This window comes from Myxococcus sp. CA023, assembly GCF_010998615.1.
Taxonomy (GTDB): Bacteria; Myxococcota; Myxococcia; order Myxococcales; family Myxococcaceae; genus Myxococcus.
The window spans coordinates 61232-83906 of the sequence record NZ_JAAEAH010000009.1 but is presented as its reverse complement, the minus strand read 5'-3'; the positions used below and the strand labels follow the sequence as shown (position 1 = coordinate 83906).

Sequence of the window (22675 nt, the reverse complement as noted above, 5' to 3'; positions counted from 1 at the left end):
AGCGGCTCAGTTTCCCAGGGAGGGCACGTCGTCGAAGTCCGAGCTTCCGCCGGGCATGAGGCGCTCGAAGCGCTCCTTGCGCGTGTCCAGTGACTGGGCCTTGCGGATGAGCGCCCCCAACTGCGCCACGTCCTTGCGGGCTCGCAGTGGCTCGCCGATGCCTTCCCACAGCGTCAGCAGCCGGGGCCAGTCCAGGGCGCGCGTCCAGAAGGAGCCTCGCAGCTTCTCCGCGAACGCGGAGGCCACGTAGGCCAGGCGCGTGGATGGGGCGGCGCGGGCATAGTCGGAGCGCAACGTGCTGGAGGGCATCATCATCTGCACGCGGCGCCAGTTGCTCGAGTTGCCCTGCTCGTAGCGCACCCGGAGCATCCCGAAGGCGATGGAGGGCCCGAGCACCTTCACCTCGTGGATGGCGGTGACGGATTGGCCGGCGGCCAGTGGAAACAGCTCCGTCTCATCGCCTGGGTCGAGCGGCTCCGGGTTCGGAGACAGGTACTCGTAGCCCAGCAGCCGGTAGCGGGCGACGGCCTTCCGGTTGAACTCCACCTGGACGCCGACCTCGCGCACCGGCTCGCGAGCCTTCACGGTGATTCGCACCACGTGATAGCCCTTGCGGCTGGGCGAAGGGAAACCCTCGACGTAGAGCAAGAAGGGGCCGTACGGCTCGCCTTCGTCCCCGGAGTTGAAGCTGTTGATGAAGGCCTCCGTCCGCACCGCGCCTTCCGCGGGGAAGACGTCACGAGACAGGTAGTCGCGCGCCACCGCGTAGGCGCTGGTGTCCACGGCCACGGGGAACTCCGAGACGCGCGACTCCTCCGTGTCGATGGTGGGGTTCACCCCAAAGCCCCGCGTCTCGACGCCGGAGCCCGGCTTCCCCAGCGGCGCGCGATAGACGGTCTGCCACACCCCATCCGGCACGAGCACGGGCAGGTGCTGCAACGTCCAGGCGGGTGCCCGCTCCCGGTCATCGTCCACCGGCGCGGGGGGCAGCACGGAGGGGCGCGTCTGCAACGCCGCGGAGAGCGCCACGTCCACGCGGAGCTCATGGCCGGCCTTCACCGTGATGTCCGTCCGGATGAGCGCCTGGAAGGACTCCTTCTCGAAGCGGAGCGAGTAGACGCCATCCTCCAGTTGGGGAAAGCGGAAGCCGCCCTGCGCGTCCGTCACCGTGGAGCGGGGCTCCGGCAGCGCGGGTGAGGTCGCGGTGACGCGCACCTCCGGGATGGGGCTTTTGTCGCTGGCACGCACGACGGTGCCGGAGAGGCCTCCGGCCGCCAGCGCAGGCGCGGACAGCAGCAGGAGGACGACACAGAAGACATTGCAGAGGGTGGGCTTCATCGTGGGTGCCATCCCGGGCCACGCACGCCGTGACCACCCTGGGGAGGTGCCTGCAGCGTGCCGCAGGCGGGCCCTCCGTTCATCATGGTTTCATCATGTCATGGCGGGGAGAAGGGCACGTCCAGCACGGGGCGCTTCTTCGCGTCCGGCAGGTCGTAGTGCCACCACTCCATGCGGTTGCGCTTGAAACCCACGCCTTCCATGGCCTCGCGCAGGATTTCGCGGTGCTTGCGCGACGCCTCGGTGCCGCCCTCGTACCCATGGTGCGCGGCGCGTGTGAAGGTGTCGAAGGGGGTGGGCATCTCCACCTCCTGGCCCTCCAGCGTCGTCAGCGTGAGGTCCACCGCCCCGCCCCGGTTGTGGTTGGAGCCGGTGCGCGGGTTGGCGACGTAGCCGGGCACCGGCATGATTTCCCACATCTGGTACTGCACCGCGCGCGGCCGGTAGCAGTCGTACACCTTCAGCCGGTAGCCCCGGGCGCGCAACACGTCCGCGGCCTTCTTCAGGCGCTCGGCCGACTCGGGCAGCAGCAGGCAGCGCGCCGTGTCCGGGTACACCTTCCGCTTCAAGAAGTTGTCCGCCGTCGCGTAGCGCAGGTCCACGACCAGGTCCGGCACCACCGTGGTGGCGTCCACCAGGGAGGCCGCGGCCTTCGGCGTCGCAGTGGCCTTCGGCGTTCCCGCGTCGCTGGCCTGCGCGGGCCCGGACAACAGGCCCAGCGCCACCACCACGCCCCAGCCGAGGCGCGGCGTCACGCGGACTCCGTGTAGCGCGTGGGGTCCGGCACGCCGGCTTCCTCGAAGCCCTTCTTGCGCAGCACGCAGCTGTCACAGCGCCCGCAGGCGCGGCCCTGGGCGTCCGGGTCGTAGCAGGAGTGCGTCAGGCCGTAGTCCACGCCCAGCTTCACGCCTTCACGGATGATGTCCGCCTTCGTCAGGCCGGTCAGCGGCGCGTGCACGGTGAAGCGCGCCCCCTCCACGCCCGCCTTGGTGGCCAGGTTGGCCATCAATTCGAAGGAACGGATGAACTCCGGGCGGCAGTCCGGATAGCCGCTGTAGTCCACCGCGTTGACGCCGATGTAGATGTCCGTGCTGCCCACCACCTCCGCCAGCCCCAGCGCCAGCGAGAGGAACAGCGCGTTGCGCGCCGGCACGTACGTCACGGGGACGCCGTGGCTCATCTCATCCGAAGGCCGGTCCTTGGGCACCTCGATGTCCGCCGTCAGCGCGGAGCCGCCCACCTGCCGCAGGTCGATGGACACCACCCGGAAGTCCGTCACGCCCATGGCGGCGGCGACCTTCCTCGCCTGCTCCAGCTCCACGGCGTGCCGCTGTCCATAGGCCACCGCCAGACAGACGGGCTCGAACCCCTTCGCCTTGGCCATGGCCAGGCACGTCGTCGAATCCAGACCGCCCGAAATCAACACCACCGCGCGCTTCACCATCAATCCCTCCGCTCTCCCTGCACGGTGTACACCGTGGTGCAGGTGGTCGGCTGGCAATTGCAGTTGCGGGTCCCCGGCAAGAAGATGTCCGTGAGGGAGCCGCACGCCAGCGACACGTCGTAACCATTCTCCGTGGGGCCCGGCACCGAGCCGTCGGGGATGCCGCCGTCGAACTGGCGGCAGTCGCGGCTGAGGCTGCGCGCCTGGCTGTCGCTGAAGAGCGTCACCCGCAGCGTCTCCTCGATGGAGGAGTCCTCGCAGCCCGTGCCACAGGACGCGCGGGGCGCGACGGCCTTCAGCGTGGACGTGGCCACCTGCCCTTCATAGCCCGCGTCCCGCGAGTAGCCCTGCACGGTGAAGAAGCCCGTGCCCGCGTCCGTGTCGCGCGAGAAGGTGCCCTCGAAGAGGAACACACCGGCGTCGTTGAGTTGCGCGAAGTCCGGCACCGAGGCGTCGCACGTGGTGCGCGCGGCATCCAGCCGGGCCTCGAAGCGGAACGAACCGAGCACCTGGTCACCCGGGTACACCGGTTCGGAATAGCAGGCCATCGCCACGGCGACGGCCGTGACGGGCAGGGCGGCGAGAGCAAGGCGCTTCACGTGCATGGCGGCGTCACGCTACACGGCTAGACGCCGTCCAGCACGCAAAGGGCCAGCGCCCGGAAGGTGTCGCCGCGGGCAAGCACGGCGCCTACATCCACCTGCGCCGGGTCCCCTCCGCGCACCTCCGCGTCGAGCCGCGCCAGGACGCGCCCCGCCGCCAGCGAGGCCGGCACGGCGCGGAAGGCCGCCACCGCCGCCGCTTCCATGGCCGGCACCGGACCGGGACGGGCCAGCTGGACGCCGTCCTCACCCAGCGCCAGCGCCAGCGCGCACAGGTAACTCAGCTCGGAGGCGCCGAAGCAGGACAGCGCGCCCGCGCCCAGCACCAGCACGTCGCCGCTGGCCAGGTACGCCTCCACCCCGCCCACCGGGTCCACCACGAGTTGCAGCGAGCTTGCGCCCAGCGAGGCCAGGACGGGACGAAGCGCCGCGGCGAGCCGGGGCAGGCGCTCGGCCGTCACCGGCACCGCGCCGGCGGGTACCCGGTGCTCGAAGCCCGAGGGCACCGGCAGCGTGGACACCGGGGCCTGAGGCGCCGCCGCGTCGCTGGAGGACAGGGCCGCGCCCACGCCGTCCGCGCGCTGCGAGTCCTCCGTCCGGCCCAGCGCCCGCAGGGCCTCCGCGTAGAGCGTCCACCCATCCACGTCCAGCGGGTGCTCCCGGAGCAGGTGCGGCCAGATGCGAACGGCCAGGGACACACCCTCGGGCACCGTGGAGAGGTGCTCGGCGGCCATGCGGGTGACTTCAGGGGACAGCTCGCCGGCGTCGAAGAGGCGCGCGGCGAGCCGGGCTCCAGGCGACACCAACTGCGCGTCCAGGTAGCCGCGGAGAATGGCCTCCAGCACCGCGGGTTCGTCGGTGAGCCGCTCGCGCAGGCGCAGGGCCTCGCCGGTGAGGCCGCGCTCCTCCGCCAACCTCGCGCGGCGGGCCAGCCGTTCGTCCGTCTCCGGCAGCCGCTCGAGCTGCGCGGCCGCGTCCGCCATCATGCCCAGGGCCTCGTAGGCGTCCGCCAGCCGCTCGCGGTAGGTGTTGCCGGACTCCGCGCCCGCGGCCTGCTCCAGCCGCTCCACCAGCGACACGAAGACAGCGGGCTCCTCGCCCAGGTCCACCAGTGACAACAGGTGCCGCAAGGAATGGAGCTGCGCGGGGTCGTCCTTCAGGGCCTGTTCGAAGGCCGCGCGCGCCTCGGGCAGCTGCTCCAGCGGGCTGAGCAGCAGCTCGCCGCACTCCAGGTGCAGGACGGCGCGAGCCACCGCGTCCGACTCTTCGCCTGCCAGCTGCGACAGCGTGCGCACACAGGCCTCGTAGCGGCCCAACTCCAGCTCCAGCGCGTAACGCTCGCGCAAGAGCGCCTTGCGCCGCGAGGGCCAGCCGTCCGCCGCCATGGCCAGCGCTTCCACCCGCACCGTGCCCGGCTGCGCATCCACTTGCGTCAGCACCGCCTCCGCCAGCGCCTCCGGGAGCTTCTCCAGGGTGGGCAACAACAGCGTCAGACGGGCCGCGAAGCCCGGCTCGGGCGCCAGCTCTTCCAGCGCGCGTAGGCGAGGCAGCACCGAGGCCGCCGCCGAGCGGAGCACCTCATCGCGCAGCGCCACCGCGAACGCGGCGTCACGCGCGGCGGACAGGCCCGCGAGCTCCAACAACCCTTCCGCGTCGCCTTCCGCACGCAGGCCATCCGCCAGAGCCGAGGCATGCGCGGGGTCCGCGTCCTCCAGCGCGGCCAGGGCCCACAGCGCCTCGCGCGTGCGCGCCGTGTCGCCCGCCTGCGCGGCCATGGCCAGCGCGTCGGTCAGGTCACCCGAGGCCATGGCGGGCGCGAAGCCCACTTCCAGCGCGCGAGCGAAGGCGCCCAGCCGGCCGAAGCGCTCGGCCAGCTCCGAGGGCGCGAGCATGTCCGATGCCTCGGTGGCGATGCGCTCGAACACCTCCAGCGCCTCACCGTGCTCTCCCGCCTTCTCCCAGAGGCCCGCGGCCTCCAGCAGCAGCGGGGGGCGCTCCTCCGGCGCCGCCAGCCGCGCGGCCTGAAGGAGCGCCCGCGCCGCGCGAGGCGCCTCGCCCGACGCGCGGTACAGGTGGGCGACCCGCAGGGCAGCGTCGACGTCCGGCTCCACCGAGGCGGCGTCCTTCGCCGCCTTCAGGGCCTCCGGCAGCTGTCCGGCGGCCTCGAAGCCCCGCGCGGCCGCCATGAGCAGGACCTGCCGCTCGCGGCCAGAGGCCAGCTCCGCGCGCGCCACCTGCACCTCGGCGCGGCGGGCGGGGGCGTCCTTCAGCAGCGGCTCGAGGGCTTCCAGCGCGTCCGCGTAGCCCGCGCCCGAGGCACCACGCGCGGCCACTTCCTCCAGGGCCTCGCGCGCCACGTCCACGCGGCCCGCGTCACGCGCGAGCGCGGCCAGCTCCAGCCGCAGCACCGCGGCCTCGTCGGCGTCCTCGACGCGCGGCACCCACTGCTCCAGCGCCTCCAGCAGCCGCGTGGAATCGCCCCGCTGACGCAGGCCCGTCACCAGTGCCTGGAGCGCGGTGAGGTCCTCCGGCGCGGCCTCCGCGGCGCGCTGGGTCAGCGTCCAGGCCGCGTCTTCATCCGCCAGCGAGCTGGAGGCCACCGACGCGGCGGCCAACAGCAACTCCGCGGCGCGACGGCCACCCGCCGCCTCCGCGCCCGAGGCGTACACGTCCAGCAAGTCGCCATGACGTCCCAGGGCGTGCAGCCCCGCCACGGCCCGGTCGATGACGGACGCATCCGCGGGACGCAGGCGCGCCAGCGGCAACAGCGCGTCGATGGCGTCCTTCGGGTCGTCGAAGAGGTCCGCCGCGCGGCGGTAGAGCACCTCGGCGGTGGCGGCGTCCTCCGCATGGCGCGCCAACTGGAGCGACGCCCGGTAGAGGCCCGGCGCGTTGCCCGTGCGCGAGTGCACCTCGGCCAGGAGCGACAGCGCCTCGCGGCCGCGCTCGCCTTCCGGCTCCAGCGCCACCACGGACTCGAAGGCATCCGCCGCGTCGTGGAACGCGCCCGCGCCGAGCGAGGCATGGCCCAACCGCAGCCAGGTCCGCGTGCGCACCGGCACCGGCAGCGCGTCCCCGCCCACGTCCAGCAAGCGGCGGTCGTAGGGGCGCGCGGCGACGGGGCCGCCGCCCTTCGCGGCCAGCTCGGCGCGAGCGGACAGGGCGTCCACGTCATCCCCCGACAGGGAGAGGTATTCGTCGAAGGCCTCCGCGGCCAGCAGCGCCTCGCCCGCGTCCAGCAGCCGAGAGGCGCGCTCGCGCAGCAGCGGCAGGGCTTCCGACGTGGACAGGGCCGCGGCGCGCTGGGACAGCAGGTCCGCCAGCCGGCGCACGTCACCGGCCGCGCGCTCACGCACGCGCTCGAAGGCCTCCTCGCTCGCGGGGCTCAGCTCGAAGGCCTGGTCCTCGCACAGCAGCGCCCGCTCGCGGGCACCGGCCGCGCGGAAGGCACGGGCGGCGGACAGGTAGCTCTCTGCGGCGCCCGCGGCTTCCTGGCGCTGCGCCCTGCGCAGCATCAGCTCGGCGAGTGCCTGATGGTCCTCGGCCTCCTCCAGGAAGGCGAGGTGCCGAGCGAAGACGGGCTCGCGGAACGGGTCCGCCTCCAGCAGCACCGCGTCGAACTCCGCGGCGTCCGCGTGGCGCTTCACCTCGTGCAGCAACTCCGCCGCCTGCGCGGTGAGCTCCAGGTCGTCCGGGCGCGCGCCACGCGCCGCGATGAAGGCCGCAGCGGCGGACTCCGGGCGCCCTGCCCGGTCGCGGTACAGCACGGCGGCGCGCAGGAACAGCTCCGCGCGACGGGCCGCGTCGGGCTCGCCTTCCGCGCACTCCTCGTACCAGGCCGCCAGCTCCGCCAGCCGGCCGTCGCTCTCCAGGAGCTTCTCCAGCAGGCCCTCGGCCTCCGTCAGCGCCCGGTCCTTACGCAGCGCCGAGCGCAGCAACTCCTCGGCCTTCGCCACGTCTGACAGCACGCCCAGGTTCAGCCGCGCCAGCCGCAGCAACACGGCCGCGGCCTCGCCCGCGTCATCCAGCAGCGGCAGCGCGCGCTCCAGCCAACGCGCCTCGGCCTCCGCGTCGTCGCGACGCTCGGCCAGCGCCGCGCCCAGCTTCGCGGTGCCCAGGTCCACGGCCAGGGCAAAGGCGCGCTCCAGCGCGACCTCAGCGCCGGCGGGGTCCAGCTTCACGTCGCGCAGCAGCTTCGCCCGGTAGCGCTCGCACGCCGCGGCCTCGGACTGCTGCCCCCGCGCCTCCAGCAAGTCGCGCGCATCCGCCAGCGCCCGCAGCGCGTCGTCCGCGCGGCCCAGGTCGACCGCGAGCCGGGCCTCTTCCTGATAGGCCTCGAGCGCCGCGTCCGGGTCCCCTGCCTCGAGGCTGAGGGTGGCCACCTGGCGCAGCTCGGCGAGCAACTCCACGGTGCGGCCGGTCTCCCGGTGCAGCGCCGCCAACCGGCGACGCAGCGGCAGCGGCTCCGACGCCAGCGACGCGGCGCGCGCCAGCAGCGAGGCCGCCACACCCGCGTCCGCGAGCACCTCGCGGGCCCGCGCCGACAGCTCGACGAGCCGCTGCACGGTGTCCTCGGACGGAGTCAATGCGTGCGCGTGGGTGACGCGCACCTCGAAGGCGCCGCGCGGGTCATCCTTCTCCAGCAGCGCAGCCAGACGCAGTACGGCGGCCTCGCACAGGGGCCGCTCCACGAGCAGCTTCCGGTACGCGGCCACCGCGCGCTTCGTCTCTCCGGTCTGCTCGGCCAGCTCCGCCAGCCGCAGCCACGTGGACTCCGCGGCCTCCGGCGCGCCGCGGAAGTCCGCGGCGGCGGCGAGTGCGTCTTGCAGCGGCAGCGCCTCGATGACCGCGCCGCGCAGGTAGAGCAACTCCGCCAGCGACGCCAGCTCCGGCCCCTGCGCGGGGACCAGCGAATGGGCCTTGCGCGCCAGCTTCAGCGCCTTGTCCAGGTCGTGCGCGTCGCGCGCGTAACCCGCGCCCTCACGCAGCAGCAGCGCCGCGTCGTGCGCAGTGGCGCTCTCCGCCGCGGTCTCCAGCAGCGCCGCGGCCTCACGCAGCTCCCCACGCTCCGCCACCAGCGAAACGAGGCGACGGCGAACGGCGGCGTCAGACGGGGACAGGCGCAGCGCCTGCCGCAGCGCGGCCTCGGCGGGCACCGGCTGCGACAGCCGGTCCAGGTAGAGGCTGGCCAGCTCGGCGTACATCGCGGCCGCCTCGGCGGGCGCCACGTGGGGTGCCTCGGTGGAGAGCAGCTCGGCCAGCGCGGCCCAGTCCTCCCGGGTCCGGAGCACGCGCTGGAGCGCGGCGGTGGCCTGCGCGTGCCGAGGGGCCAGCGCGAGCGCTGCCTCCAGGCTCTGCCCCGCGTCCTCCATGCGGCCGCTGGACTCCAGCAGCGCGGCGCGCGCCAGCAGTGCCTCCACGCGACGAGGCGCGGGTCCCTGGAGGGCCGCCTCGGCGAGCGCGGCGGCCTCGTCCTCCGGCTTGCCATCACGGCGCGCCAGCTCGGCGAGGGAGAAGAAGGCGTCACACCGCTCCGCAGCGGACAGCTCCAGTCCAATGGCCGCGCCCAGGGCCTCGCGCGCGAGGGCGCGCTCGTCCTTCTCCACCAGCGTGGCGGACAGGGCCAGCAGCCGCTCGCGAGCGCGGGTGGCGAGGTTGGCGTCGGCGGACACGGCGCGGCGCCACACGTCCAGCTCCGCGGCCTCGTCGCCCGACTCGCGCGCCAGCTCCGTCAGCGCGAGCAGCAGCGATGCGGGACGGCGAGAACCCTTCGCGGCCTCCGAGAAGTCGTCGCGCGCGGCGGACACCCGGCCCGCGGCGCGGTGAAGCACGGCGCGCCGGGCCAGCAACTCCGCGCGCGCCTCGCCCGAGGCGGCGGCCACGAGCGTGCTCAGCAACTCCAGCCGTTCCGTCTCCTCTTCCGGCGTGCCGGTGCCGGACGGAGGCAGCAGGTCCAGCAGCGACTGCGCCGCCCAGGTATCGTGCGGCTCCTCCAGGCGCAGGCTGCGCAGCGCGTCCACCGCGGCGGTGGCGCGCCCCAGGCCCAGCGACAGCTCCGCCAGCTCGCGGCGAGCGGCGCGGCGGGGCTCGCCGGACAGGCGCGGCCACAACTCCACCAGCAGGTCCGCCAGGGCCTCGCGCGCACCCGCCTTGCGGTGCAGCGACGCCAGCTCCACCCGGGCGTCCAGATCTTCCGGCGCGCGGGCGCTGTACTCGGCCAGCAGGCGGCGGGCGGCATCCGTGCGGCTCGCGCGCACCGCGGCGGTGGCGGCCTTGCGCGTCAGGGCCACGCGCTCGCTCTCACGCGGCGCATCGCTGTCCGCGGGCGGCAGGGCCAGCACCGCCTCGAAGTCCTCCAACGCGGCGCGGGCATCCGTGGGCAGGCGCAGCTCGCCCCGGCGCTGGCGCGCGGGCGCGTAGCTCGCGTCACGCTCCAGGGCGTCGGCGAGGAAGGCCTCCTCGCGGCTGGTCCCCGCGGCGAGCAACGAGGCGCGGAACAGCAACTTCGCGCCAGCGCGGGCTTCGGGCATCAGCGCGGCGCGGCGCGCGTACAGGCGCGCGGCCTCCAGCTTCTCGCCTCGCTCCAGCTCCAGCTCAGCCAGCGACTCCAACACCTCGGCGGCCAGCGGGCCCTCGGGGTTCGCCTCCAGCGCGGCCGTCAGACGCATCAGCGCCGCGGCGTTCTCGCCTCGCTCGAGCAGCGTACGAGCGCTCTGGAGGAACAGCGGCGCGGCCTCCTCGGCGCGGTCGGCGCCCATCAGCGCCTGGGCGCGGTTGGCCCACAGCTCGGCCAGCGCCTGCGACTCCCCGGCCTCCGTGTAGAGCGCTTCCAGGCGCGCGGCCAGGGCATCATCCAGCCGGCGCAGCGGGAAGGCCTGCGCGTAGGCGGCGATGGCGCCTTCGCGGTCACCCAGCATCTCGCATGCGCGACCCAACCGGGAACGCACATCCGCCAGCTTCTCCGGCGCCGCCGTGCGAGGCAGCGTGGACAGCAAGCTCTCCAGCGCGCGCCGCGCATGCTCGGGGCGCTCGCAGCGCAGCGACAGGTCCGCCAGGTCCAGCAGCACCGCGGCGTCCGGCGCCAGCCGCGCGGCCTTCTCCAGCGCCACCAGCGCGTCACCCACGCGGCCCAGCCGGGCCTCCAGAACTCCGGCCAGCTCACGCAGCGCCGCCGCGGCCAGCCGCTTGTCGCCCTGCGCCTCGGCCACCCGCGCGCGCACCTCCAGCGCGTCGGCGAGCCCCGCCATGTCGGCGCGCTTGCGCTGCAACGCGCACAGCTCGCCCAGCGCGGGCAGGTCATCCGGCTCGGCGCGCAGCACTTCCTGGAGCGCGTGAACGGCCAGGTCCAAATCGAAGGCCAGGTCGCGCGCGGCCACCGCGAGCCGGCGGTACTTCTGCGCGCGCTCCTTCAGGTCCGTGGCGAGCCGCGCCAGCGAAGACAGGCACCGCGTCAGCAGCGCGCCGTCACGCCGGGCCTCGGCCAGCGCCAGCAACGACTCCAGCGCGGGCCGGTGGTCGCCATCCGCCTCCAGCGCCAGCAGGAGCAGCCGCTCCGCCTTCTCCGGCTGTTGCAGCTTGCCCCGGTACAGCTCGCCCGCCTCGGCCCAGGCCGCCGCGCGCTTGCCGGGCGCGTCCTGGAGCGCCGCGGCCTTCTCCAACGCCTCCGCCAGCTCCTGCGAGCGGCCGGTGGCGCGGAAGTACGGAATCAGCTCCTCCAGCGCCACCGCGTCGCGCGGATCCAACGCCAGCGCGGACTCCAGGTGCTCCCGCGCGCGCGCCGGGTCACCCAGCCGCGTGCGGTACAGCCTCGCCAGGGCGTGGTGGCTGGCGTGCGCGGCGTGCCGCACCCCTTCCGAGCGCGGCGCCGGCCCCGCCAGCTCCAGCGCCTGCTGGTAGCCCGCGAGCGCCTCCTGCAACCGGCCCAGCCCCTCCGCCACACGGGCGGCGGCGAACAGCGGCTCCGGCTCACCGGGCAGCAGCGACACCGCCTCACGGAAGCGCAGCAGCGCGTTCTCCGGCTGCTTCAGGCCTTCGTCCCACACGCGGCCGGCCATCAGGTCGGCATGGCCCACCCGGTCCAGCTCGTGGCGGCCCATGGCCACCTCGCGCAGACGGTCCAGGGCCTTCAGCGCGCGCAGGTGCTCACCGCCGCGATGGCACAGCTCACCCAGCAGCAGCAGCGCGTCCGGATGGTCCGGCGCCAGCCGCAGCGCGGCCTCGCAGTGCAGGCGCGCTCCGGCGATGTCGTCTTCCGTCTGCGCGCACAGCCGGGCCAGATGCACGTGCGCATCGGCGGCCTCGGCCGGGTCGCGAGCGAGCGCCGCCAACCGGCGATAGGCCCGCACCGCGCCCGCCCTGTCGCGGGCCTGGTCGGACGCACGCGCCAGCGCCTTGAGCGAAGGCAGGTGGTCGGGCTTGAGCCCCAGCAGTTCGTGCAGCGCCTTCACCGCCACCTGGGGCGCGGTGTCGCGCGAGCAGCGGGCGGCGGCCTCGGCGGCGAAGAAGGCCGCGGCCTCCTCCGAGGTCCGGCGCGCGAGCGCGCACAGCGCCAGGTAGCGCTCGGCGGCGCGGGCACCTTCACCCCGGCGCTCGCGCACCACGGCCTCGCCCCAGAGCGAAGCGGGGCTGCGGTCCCTGCGGCGTTGCAGCGTCGCCGCCACGTCCAGCGCCAGGTCATGCGCCTGCGGGTCCGCCACCATTAGCGACAGCAGCCGCTCGGCGGCGAAGGGGTGCGCGTCCTGCGCGTCACCGGCCTGGAGATACGCCTGACGCGCGTCGGCCAGCCGGCCCTGCGCGATGAGGCCTTCGGCGTCCGCGAAGGCGCGCGCACCTTCCAGTGCGAGCAGCAGCTCCTCGTCCGGGGGCGACGGCGGCGGCAGTCCTCCCGCGGAGAAGCGCAGGCGCAGGCCCGTGCTGGAGACCTCCGCGGCCGACAGGCGCGCGGTGTCCAGAGTCGGCATCTTGTAGCCGCGGCTCACCGCCGCCAGCTGGCACAGCACGGGCAAGACGCGCGTGGAGAAACCCGTGGCCCCGCGGACCTCGACATCCGGCACCAGCGCCAGCGCGCCCACGGCCGCGGACAAGAGCCCCGGCACCTGCACGGACGGCGTGGAGGAGAAGCCGTAGAGGCGCACGTCGTAGAGGTAGACGGCGAGCCGCTCCCCATCCGCGTCGAACGCCACCTTGAAGGTGAAGGGCGTGTGCTCCGGCGCCGGCAGCCGTCCCTGGCCTTCGAGGTAGCCGGGCCGGAAGTGCAGGCGCAGGTCCTCGATGCCGGCCAGACGCCCGGCCAGTTCCGCCACCCGGCGCGTCACCAGGTCCGCGTCGACGGACAGCTCGAGGAAGCCGAAGTGCAGCTTCTTGCGCTGGTAGCGCGTGGCGCCGGCGCTGACGTTGAAGGGGAAGCTGACGTCCGGAATCTGGAGCGCGAAGTCGGAGATGCGCAGTCCCGGCAGGACCTCCAGCGCCGGGAAGCCCACGAACGCCCTGCGGTCCAGCAGGCGCAATTCGGGGGCGGCGGCGCGCGCATCCAGCGCCGTGGCGGGCTTGGGAGAATCGCTTTCGGTAGCCATCGCGGGAGCAGGGACGTTAGCACGGGGTCCAAGCCCTCGAAATTTCTGGCAAACCCCCGCTTGTGGGGCAAGCAACGAGGCGTGATGGCTCCCCGAATCCAGGGTGAAGGAACGGGCTGCGCGCTGGGCCGAAGTCGGACAAGATGCGCCCCGCGTGCTGGCCCCTGACTCCCTTGTCCTCGACGGTCGCTTCCGGGTTCTCCGTCCGCTGGGCTCGGGCGGAATGGGTGAGGTTTACCTTGGCGAACAGGTCTCCCTGGGCCGCAAGGTGGCCATCAAGGTCCTGCACCATGACCTCCACGCCCAGGCCGGCATGGCGGAGCGCTTCAAGCGCGAGGCGCGCCTCCTCTCCGCCGTGGAGCATCCGGCCGTGGTGCGCATCGTCGACTTCGGCGAATCCGGCGACCACGCCTGCCTGGTCATGGAGTTCGTCGAAGGTGAGAGCCTGTACGACGTGCTCACGCCGGGCCCCATGCCCCCGGGCCGCGCGCTGCCCCTGCTCCAGCAGTTGGCGGAGGGCCTGGCCGCCATCCACGACAAGGGCATCATCCACCGCGACCTGAAACCGGAGAACGTCTTCATCTCCAAGAGCGCCCGGGGCGAGCAGGCCCGGCTCCTGGATTTCGGCATCGCCCGGTTGGTGGAGCCAGACGCCGCCAGCAGCGTCAGCCAGATTGGCGTGGTGCTGGGCACGCCGGAGTACCTGTCGCCGGAGCAGGCCGTGGGCGCGAAGGTGGACACGCGCAGCGACCTGTACTCGTTCGGCGTGCTGACCTACCGCGTGCTGTCCGGGCGGCTCCCCTTCGACGGGCCCCTGCCGCGCAACTTCCTGTCGCAGCACGCCTCCGCCGCGCCGCTGCCGCTGGACCGCGCGGCTCCCGCGCTGTCGCGATATGTGGGCCTGCTGTCGCTGGTGATGCGCCTGCTGGAGAAGGACGCGAGCAAGCGTCCCCAGAGCGCGCACGAACTGGCCGACGCGCTGGCCGCGGCGCACTCCGCACTCTCCGCCTTCACGCCCGGCCTGGGCACCCCCGCCTACGTCCCGCAGCCGGGAAGTGGCGCCACGCCCTCCTCGGGCACGTCGGTGTTCGGCACCGGAAGTGCCATGGGGAGCAGCTCGGGGCCCACGGGCACGGCGGCCTTCGCGGGAGTCGCTCCGGCGCCGCAGGCGAGCAGTGGTACCGCCGCGTTCGGCGTGGCCTCCAGCGGCGGCTCGGCCTCGGGCGCCCTGCCGGCGGCCTCCCCGCGCACGGGGACGGCGTCCTTCGGACTGAAGTCCTCCGGCGGCGTGGCCGCGGTGACGGGCGGCAACGCGTCGGTGGTGAAGCCGCAGAACCTCACGGTGATGCTCACTGACATCCAGGGCTTCACCGAACGCACCAGCCGGCAGACGCACGAAGAGAACGCGCGGATGCTGGAGACGCACGACAAGCTGCTGATGCCCCTGGTGAAGGAGCACGACGGGCGGCTGGTCCAGAAGCGCGGGGACGCGTTGCTGGTGGTGTTCCGCTCCCCCACCGCGGGCGTGCTGTGCGGCATGGCCATGCAGGACCGGCTGTGGCGCCACAACCAGACGGTGCCGGAAGTGGACCGCCTCAACGTGCGCGTCTGCCTGCACGCGGGCGAGGTGCTCGCCACGCCGGACTCCGTGCTGGGCGAGCCCATGGAGGTCATCGAGGCCGTGGAGCATGTCGCCAGCGCGGGTGAGGTCACCTTCACCGAAGCGGTGAACCTGGCGCGCAACCGCGCGGAGGTCACCGCCGAGCCCTGCGGCGCCATCACCCTCCCCGGCCGCGACGAGCAACTCCAGCTCTATCGCTGCCAGCGTGCCGCGGAGGGCCCGCCCTTTGGAGACCGCTTCGCCTCGCAAGGCAGCCGGGGCAACGCGCTCGCGCCCCTGCTGGCGAAGCTTCAGGCCGTGAAGCTGCCCACCGGCCTGGGGGAGCTGCTGCGTCAGCGGCGGCGCGAGGCGGCGCTGGTCACCGGCGCGGTGGTGCTCCTGGGCGCTGGCGCCGCGTGGCTGAGCCAGCGCAACGACGCCGGTACCCGGGCCTTCGCGCTGCTGGAGGATGGGAAGCTGAACGAAGCCCTGGCGCTGATGGACGCCGCCACCGACGAGGAGAAGGAACTGCCCTCGCTGAAGCGCGCACGCGTGGCGGCGCACCATGCCAAGGGGCACCACATCAGCGAACGGACCGCGCTCAGCCAGCTGAAGGAGGAGGAGCTCGAGGACGTGGAGCCGCTCATCCTCGACGGGCTGGCGGAGGACTACGGCAAGGAGCCGCTCTCCGTCCTGGGGAATGCCCTGACCCGGCTTCCGAAGGACCGCTTGCGCTCCCACTACGAGGACCTGGCCGAGGAGGCGTACTCCCTGCGCCAGTGGGGCGCGCTGCGCTACCTGGAGTTCGCGAAGGCCGCGGACGGAGTGAACCTGGTTCGCGCCTATAGCGAGGCGCTGAACTCCCCGGACTGCGACATCCGCACCCAGGCCGCCAACCGTCTCGCGGGCCTGGGTGACGCGGATGCCATCCCCTCGCTGGAGCGCGTCACCTCGCTCCCCAAGGCGAAGGGCCTCCTGGGCAGCAAGGACTGCGGCCACGAAGCAGCGGCGATCGCCATCAAGTCACTCAAGCAGAAGAGCGACTGACTCAGTCATCCCGCCGTGCGTGCCCCTTCTTCTTGCCGCGCCCGCGCCCGCGCCGGTCATCGTCGTCATCGTCGTCGTCGTCCCAGTCATGTCGGCGGGCCTTCACCTTGTCGTCCACCCGCAGGAGGCTGCGCGAGTACGCATCGAAGTCCAGGTGCAGGTGGCCCCTCGCATGCCGCGTGGAGGCATGGAACTTCACCCGCCACACGTCCCGCCCCTTGCGGTCCGCGTCCTTCAGGCGGCACTCATAGCCACGCGAGCGGCATTGGTTGAAACCCAGGTCCACCGCTTCCCTGTACGTCATCGCCACCGGACGGTGCGGAGGAGGCGGAGGAGGCGGTGGATGCGGATGAGGTGAGCGGGTGTGCAGGACACAACCCGAAGCGAGCATCAGACAGCCAATGACAAGGGCGAGTCGCATGCCACCCATGACGCATCAGCGCGGAACATCTTCAAAGCCACGCAGGGTATGGGTTAAGCACTGGAAAGTTACAGCCCTTCAGGCGACGCGAAGGCCGCGAACAGCTCACCGGCGAGATAGGCCCGCGAGCCCTTCGCGGCGGGACGGATGTAGTCATTGACCACAGGCCCGCCCTGCTCCAGCTGGTGCCTCGACGGGAAGGACAGGTTCAGCCGGCCTCGCGCGACGCCCTTGCCGCCCCGGTGGATGAAGGTGACGGTGCCATGGGCATCCACGGCCTCCACCACGCCAATGTGTGTCATGCCGTCGTTGCGGCGGCCATCGCGGTTGCGGTCATACGTCTCACGAAAGAAGACGAGGTCTCCGGGACGCGGCGACTGATGGTGGACGGAGCCGACGTCCACCGCGCGGCGGAAGATGGCGGAGACGGCGTTCTCTCCCGCGCGGAAGCCGTGCGCCACCAGGTCGATGCCGGCGGAGCGGTACGCCAGGCGCACGAAGCCGGAGCAGTCATCCGGGACGCCGCGGCTGACTCGGCGCAAGCTGCGCATGCCCACGAGTTGGAGGGAGCGCTGGACGATGGAGCGCGACATCTGCGTGGGCGCGAGCACCACGTCCCAGAACCGGCCGGTGGTGCTGGCGGGCCCCGTCGCCTGCTCGGCCGCCCGCAGCGTGGCCTCCAGCACGCCCGCGCTCACCCACTGCGTCGCCCCCACCGTGGGCGCCACTTCGGCGGTCCCCAACTCCACCGCCGTGACTGGCACCGGCACCGGCGCCGCGAGGCCTCCTGGCGCGGCCACTGTCACCGCCTCCGTCATGGCGACGGGCTCCGCAGGGCGCGGCTTCACGGTGGCACACCCCACGAGCACGCTGAGGGGGAAGACGGCAAGGAGTGGAAGGCGGAGCGACATGAGGGGCCGCATTCAAGACCACCTCCCAGGCCGTCCGCCAAGAACTCCCGGTATCAGCCCTCCCAGGTCGCGAGCATGGCTCGCACCCGTGCATACCTCTGAAGCAGCGCCGCGCGATGTGCACTGAGCATCACCATTGAACCAATGACCATCAGTCCCAGGACGAACAGTGAGGCCGCGGCAATCCGGTGGTCCCGCATGCCGAAGCGCACCAGGTTGGCGGCGATGCACGTCACCAGGAACGCCGTGCCCAGATACACGTAGGAGCGGATGCGCAGCGCGATGCCACACGCCACGCCCACCACACAGAGCGTGACGCACAGGAGCATCGAACCGCCATCATTGAACATGAGCGGCTTCCAGGCACCCGCCACGTAGATGGCGGTGACGGCCAGCGCACGCAACCGGGCATAGGTCTCCGCCTCGATGGCCTCGCGGAACACGCGCAGCAACGCGAGCAGAGAGAGCCCCGCGGGGATGACATAGAACTGCGCCTCTCCCGCGCCCGTCCCCTGCCACACCAGCAGCAGCGCCGCGTTGAACGCCACCACCGACGTCAGCGACGCCAGGCCCCGGTGTCGCGGGTGCGTGGCCAGCGCGGCGAAGTGAGCGGCATACCCCACCATCAACGCCGCGACATGAAGGGGCTCGCTCCATGGAGCGGAGAACAGTCCCGCCAGTGGGAAAAGGTATGCGCCCAACAAGGCGGGCCGTCGGAAACACGCCAGGGAGGAACCCTCGCGCTGCACGAAGAAGTAGAGGCCGGTGAACAGCGCGCCGCCCACCAGGGCCGCCAGGCTGTCGCCGGGGCCCGGGTGCGCCCCCATTCCCAGCATGCGGATGGAGAGATAGCCCAGCGCGAGCACCACCTGCGCCATGTAGGCGGACGCCTCTTCCTTCTCCGTGGCCGCGCGGCGAACCAGGGCGAAGAGCAGCACGCCCAGCGCCACGCTCGCCACCAGGCCCTCGCGGAGCGCGCCCAGCGACGTGTCCACGAGCGACAGCCCCGCCATCACCTCGAAGAGCGCCACCCCGGCGAAGCCGTGCCCCACGCTCCGGCGCCGCGACTTGCCGGCCACGAAGAGCGAGAGGGCCGCCAACAACGCGCTGGCCGCTCCGAGGTACGGAAGGATGAACGCCGCGCCCCGGCCACTGGAGTACACCGCGCCCAGGTACAGCAGCCATCCGTGCACGGCGGCGAGCGAGGCCAGCCACCCCACCACCTCACGCTCGCGACGCCGCCACACCACGGCCCACGCCGCGCCCACGCCGAACAGGAACGTCAGCGGAGTGCCCACGTGCTCCAGTTCGCGCAAGCCCGCGAGCGACAGCAGCGCCAGCACCCAGCCGCCATGGTGCAGCGAGGCGCCCACGCGCACACCGCGAGCGTCCACGAGCGACCCGATGAGGCACAGCGCCAGCCCTGTTCCACTGACGACAGCGGGCACCCACAGCGGGTCCACGGCGGCGACGAGCACGGCCCCCAGCAACGCGGTGGCCACGTTGGCCATCCATCGCTCCTTCGCCACCATCAACACACACGCCGTCACCGCGGCGCCCACCGCCACCGGCAGGGGCAGCGAGCCAGGGCCCGATAGGAGCAGGCGCTCCAGCAGCAGCACGCCCAACGCACCGGCGCTGCCCACCCACAGCGGCTCGCTCCAGGTGTCCTCCAGCGGCGGCAGCACCTTCGCGAAGGCCTGGGTGAGCGCGCGCTGGATGCCTCCGGACTGGAGCACGGCGGACGCAACGGCCGCGCCCAGCGCCACGGCGATGACGGACAGGCCCGCGTCGAGCCCTCGCTCGAGCAGCGCGTTCACACTGACCGCGCCCATGGGCGCCAACGCCAACGCCCAGATGGCGGGAGCCAGCAGCCACCGCTGAGACAGCAGGAACGCGGCCAGCGCCAGCACCCCCGCCAGCGTGGCGAGATGAGACGGCGTGGGCGAGTCGAGGGCGGGCAACGCCGCGAGGATGAGCGCCGTGACGACGGCGCCGGGCCGCAGTGCCGTGTCCGGCGCGCTCCGGAAGAACGCCCACACGCGAGCGGGCCCATGACTCTCCGCGATGGCCAGCGCGAGCAGCAGGCCGATGACGATGGGACGGGCCGCCGGGAAGAAGAGGAGGACCAGCGCGGAGCCGCACACGCGCAAGAAGGGACGCGGCCCGGGCATCAGCGCCAGGGACGCCGACAGCACATAGAGCGACGTGGGGACATGGTACGGCCTGAGCGCGACGAGGAGCACGGGCAGGGCCACCACGGCGAGCCATCCCTGCATCCACGATGACAGCGCCTGGCGAGGGGCCTCCTCACGCGATCGCAGCAGCAGCGATGCCGCGGCGGGGACGTGCGCCACGGCACGCACCAGCGCCAGGCTCAGCAGTGGAAGCGCCTGAACCCACGAGGGCAGCTCCCCCCCCACCACCACGATGCCCACGAAGGCATACGGGACAGCGAGCGACGCGAAGAACGGCTGACGATTGGCGCGCGTCCAGAGCAGGGGCAGCACGCAGGTACCCACGAGCAGCAACGGCAGCCCCGCGTCGTCCCACTTCACCACCGCGACGCCCAGCACCACGGCGGCGGACAACGTCGCCGCCAGGGCGAAGCGGTGACCGCCCGCCCCCACGCGAAAGACCGCGGGGACCTCCTCCAGCACGGCCAGGAGACTCAACACCCCGGCGAGGCACAACAACGGCACGGCGCCGAAACTGAACGTCGCGGTGAGCGCATAGAGCGCGGCCACGGCGACACTCAGCCCCGCAGGCAGTACGCGCGCGGTGAGCAGCGCCGCGAGCGCTGCCCCCAGCAAAAGGGGCGCCTGCTCCGACGAACGCGCGCCCAGCAGGGCCGTCAGCGGGAAGACGAGCGCGATGAGCCCGGCGACCGTCGCGCTGATGCCTCGGCCCCACCGCGCCGCGGCGACGGAAGCCCCCAGGGCCCAGCAGCAGAACAGCGCCACGGACAGGCCCGGCGACATCCATCCACCCCATGGCGAATAGAGACCCGGGATGTCGTGCACCAGCGCCAGGGCTGACATGAGCACGGCGAGGGGACGCACCACCGGGAAGGTCCGCGACGCCACGGCCACCGCGCCCGCGGACATCAGGATGACGCCGGCCAGCCCCGGCGCCTGGGCCAGCACGCCCCAGGGAATCGCGAGCAGCGCGTAGAAGACGCCCGGCAGGCCCAACCACCGCGTCAGCCCACCCCGCATCCCCAGCAACGAGAGCCCGAGTGCCACCACCGCGAGCGTGGGCGCCACCGCCGTGGACGAAAGCTGTCCCACCAGGCGCGGAAGCGCGGCCGCCGCCAGCACGGACGCCAGCGCCATGAGGGAGGCACGCTGGAGCACCCAGGCGACAAGCACCGCGGCGGCGCCACACAGGGCCATGCCCGTCACGGCCGTGAAGCCGTCACCGGCAATCAGGCCCATGAGGAACCCCGCAGTGGCCGCCACGCCCACGACGGCGCCCAGCAACCCGCGCGTGCGCGCGGTGCACACCATGCTCACCGCGGCGAGCACGAGGGCCAGCGCCCCCGACGCGACCGCGCCGCCGGACGCCCCCAAGACGGCGTAGGCCTGGAAGGGAAGGAACAGCGACAGCCCCGCCCCCACCACCGTCAGGAAGAAGCGCTCCACCAGCAGGCCCAGAACGAGACACAGCACCGCCAGCGCCAGCGCGCTCCAGAAGGAGGGCCGAGCGTCGGGTCCCGACAGGCCAAAGAAGACGAAGAGCGGGCTCGCCACCGCGGTGGCGCGCAACAGCACCTCCGCCAGCGCGAGGTCCCGTGCATTGCCCGTACGCTGGCCTCGCCACAGCCGCGAGACGGCGAACAACGCGCCAGCGAAGATGAAGGGCAACGCGGACAGCGCTCCGAACTGAAGGGGCAGCGGCTCGGTGACGTAACCGAACCAGGCCTTCACCGCATTGATGATGCGCCGCACCGGCCCGGGGATGAGCTGGGAGAAGGAGGCATAGGCGAAGTACGTGCTCGCATAGGCCGCGTAGACCCACCGGATGCGGGCGACGCCGCCGCGCGACAGCGACAACAACGTCCACGAGATGACCGCCGCCGTGACGAAGAGCGCCGGCGCCGGAGCCAGTGCCGCGGCGATGAGGCAGGTGGCCTGGAGTGACACCGCGCCAATGGACAGCGAATCCGCGCCCCGCTCGGCATCCAGGGTGCGGAAGCGTAACGCGGTGGCCAGGAGAAAGGCGCCGAACGGGGCATAGGTGCCAACGGAGATCGCCACGTCCGCGCCTGCCAGCGCGACGTGCAGGCGCGTGAAATAGAGCAGCAGCAGGTACAGCGGCGCGGCGAGGACGAAAGCGAGCGCGGTGCCCTCACGCGGCGCTGGTGGCGGACGCGAGGACAAGAGGAAGAAGAGCGCGCACGGCAGGACGTTGAGCCACAGCGCCAGGCCGCCCTGCCCCGCGGCGAGCGGCGCCAACCCCATCATCAAGGTACTGGCCACGAGCGCCAGTTGGATGAAGGGACGGGAGGTGGAATCGAAGGCCTCCAGCGGCTTGCGAGCCAGGAAGGCCGCCACGGCCGCCCATGCCAGCAGCGCGGGAATGAGCCACACGGTGCCGACGCCACCCAACTGGAAGACATCCCCCAAGCCCATGGGCCCCAGTGCGATACCAGCGAGCGGAGCCACGGCTGTACCGATGAGCCCCAGGATGTACCCGGGCTTGCGTAACGCCTCGCGCCTGGCGAGGTACGCGCCCCAACCGGTGAAGCCCGCGGAGCAACCCGCCGTCAGCCCGAACACCGTGAGCGAGCGGAAGCCGGACGACATCCCCACCCAACTCTCGAACACGAGGTAGAGGGCACTGGAGAGGATGAGGAAGGCCCCGACGAACCACATGAGGCTTTCGTAGAGGAATGGCCTCCACACGCGGTTCCAGGTGGAGGTCTCCTCGACGAGGCGCGCGGTGAGGCTTCGCGCCGGCGGCGGCTCCGCGTAGGGCTCCGCCGGATTCGCGGGCAGCGGCATCCAGACAGGTGGGGCCTCGGGGAGCGGCTCATCCGACTGCACAGCCTCGGGCGCCGCGTCCACTCCGGCATCGGCCTCCGGCGCGGACGGGTGCGACGGCGCCGCGACGTCCTCCGGCTCCGACGAAGCGGACGCCTCGGCCCGGCGCGGCTCCTCGGTGGTTCCCGGGGCCTCCACGGCCGGAGTCACCTCGACCTCCGGTTGTACCGAAGCCGCCTCCTGCGACGCGGGAGGCTCCTGCATCAACACGGCGGGAACGGACGTCGCGGCATCCGCATGCGCCGGAGCCACGACGGTGGCCGCCTCCGCTGAGCCCGCTGGAGGCAGCTCCGTCAAGACCGCGAGGAGGATGCGTGCCTGCCGCTCATACCGCTCCGAGATGAAGCGCCGGACGTTGGGAGGAACCTCGGACGACTCCCACCGCGTCAGCTCATCGAGGAGGAATTGAACGTGCGTGAGCTCTGCTTCAATGACCTCACGCGAGCGCCCCGTCATCCGAGCGCCACACAGCGCACACCACGAGTCCTTGCCACGCCGCTCTTCACGGCAGTCAGCGCAATACATGCATCCCCCTCGATACAACGAACATGCCATTCAAGAGGCCGTCGCGTACAGACACCCCCTGACGAAGGGGAACGCGTACACGCTGCATCACACCCGTGACACCTGTGCATCCGGTTGCACAACCCGTGCGTGAGCGTCAACGCAGCGGGCGCCCCCCTTTCCGCCGCTGG

General features: G+C 72.7%; 9 protein-coding genes. 1 reads left to right on the top strand and 8 read right to left on the bottom strand.

Features of this window, described 5'->3' with window-relative positions; genetic code table 11:
• Positions 1-6: 6 nt before the first annotated feature.
• From F8M74_RS05810 to F8M74_RS05790, 5 genes are all read right to left on the bottom strand, one after another.
• Positions 7-1338 carry a von Willebrand factor type A domain-containing protein gene (locus tag F8M74_RS05810; protein ID WP_228559476.1) on the bottom strand — a complete coding sequence of 444 codons (1332 nt, stop codon included), beginning with the start codon at positions 1336-1338 and terminating at the stop codon, positions 7-9.
• 98 nt (positions 1339-1436) lie between these two features.
• Entirely contained in the window at positions 1437-2093 is a 657-nt protein-coding gene (ddpX, locus tag F8M74_RS05805; protein ID WP_141252721.1) for a D-alanyl-D-alanine dipeptidase, read from the bottom strand.
• Positions 2090-2782, bottom strand: a complete 693-nt coding sequence (gene queC / locus F8M74_RS05800) for a 7-cyano-7-deazaguanine synthase QueC (RefSeq protein WP_141252722.1) — start codon at positions 2780-2782, stop codon at positions 2090-2092. The genes ddpX and queC overlap by 4 nt, the downstream gene beginning before the upstream one ends.
• Positions 2782-3387, bottom strand: a complete 606-nt coding sequence (locus F8M74_RS05795; RefSeq protein WP_140867702.1) for a hypothetical protein — start codon at positions 3385-3387, stop codon at positions 2782-2784. Before F8M74_RS05795 ends, queC begins: the two co-directional genes overlap by 1 nt.
• Before the next feature lie 20 nt (positions 3388-3407).
• Positions 3408-12956, bottom strand: coding sequence for a flagellar hook-length control protein FliK (locus tag F8M74_RS05790; protein WP_141252723.1), 9549 nt, complete (start codon positions 12954-12956; stop codon positions 3408-3410).
• Positions 12957-13179: 223 nt separating this feature from the next.
• Between F8M74_RS05790 and F8M74_RS05785 the strand changes: the two genes are divergently transcribed.
• A complete protein-coding gene (locus F8M74_RS05785) occupies positions 13180-15603 on the top strand; it encodes a protein kinase (RefSeq protein WP_239004909.1) in 2424 nt (807 codons plus the stop codon).
• Position 15604: 1 nt separating this feature from the next.
• On the opposite strand, the gene F8M74_RS05780 is transcribed toward F8M74_RS05785, so the two are convergent.
• The 3 genes from F8M74_RS05780 to F8M74_RS05770 all read right to left on the bottom strand — a co-directional run bounded on the left by F8M74_RS05780 (position 15605) and on the right by F8M74_RS05770 (position 22505).
• Positions 15605-16024 carry a hypothetical protein gene (locus tag F8M74_RS05780; RefSeq protein ID WP_228559474.1) on the bottom strand — a complete coding sequence of 140 codons (420 nt, stop codon included), beginning with the start codon at positions 16022-16024 and terminating at the stop codon, positions 15605-15607.
• A gap of 68 nt (positions 16025-16092) precedes the next feature.
• Positions 16093-16947 carry an NlpC/P60 family protein gene (locus F8M74_RS05775; RefSeq protein ID WP_141252726.1) on the bottom strand — a complete coding sequence of 285 codons (855 nt, stop codon included), beginning with the start codon at positions 16945-16947 and terminating at the stop codon, positions 16093-16095.
• Positions 16948-16988: 41 nt separating this feature from the next.
• The gene (locus F8M74_RS05770; RefSeq protein ID WP_228559470.1) at positions 16989-22505 is read right to left on the bottom strand and encodes a hypothetical protein; all 5517 of its coding nucleotides are present in this window, start codon (positions 22503-22505) and stop codon (positions 16989-16991) included.
• Positions 22506-22675: the final 170 nt, after the last annotated feature.

Coding starts and splice junctions, on each gene's coding strand:
- F8M74_RS05810 (WP_228559476.1), bottom strand. CDS start 1,338: ATGAAGCCCACCCTCTGCAATGTCTTCTGTGTCGTCCTCCTGCTGCTG.
- queC (WP_141252722.1), bottom strand. CDS start 2,782: ATGGTGAAGCGCGCGGTGGTGTTGATTTCGGGCGGTCTGGATTCGACG.
- F8M74_RS05795 (WP_140867702.1), bottom strand. CDS start 3,387: ATGCACGTGAAGCGCCTTGCTCTCGCCGCCCTGCCCGTCACGGCCGTC.
- F8M74_RS05790 (WP_141252723.1), bottom strand. CDS start 12,956: ATGGCTACCGAAAGCGATTCTCCCAAGCCCGCCACGGCGCTGGATGCG.
- F8M74_RS05785 (WP_239004909.1), top strand. CDS start 13,180: ATGGGTGAGGTTTACCTTGGCGAACAGGTCTCCCTGGGCCGCAAGGTG.
- F8M74_RS05780 (WP_228559474.1), bottom strand. CDS start 16,024: ATGCGACTCGCCCTTGTCATTGGCTGTCTGATGCTCGCTTCGGGTTGT.
- F8M74_RS05775 (WP_141252726.1), bottom strand. CDS start 16,947: ATGCGGCCCCTCATGTCGCTCCGCCTTCCACTCCTTGCCGTCTTCCCC.
- F8M74_RS05770 (WP_228559470.1), bottom strand. CDS start 22,505: ATGTATTGCGCTGACTGCCGTGAAGAGCGGCGTGGCAAGGACTCGTGG.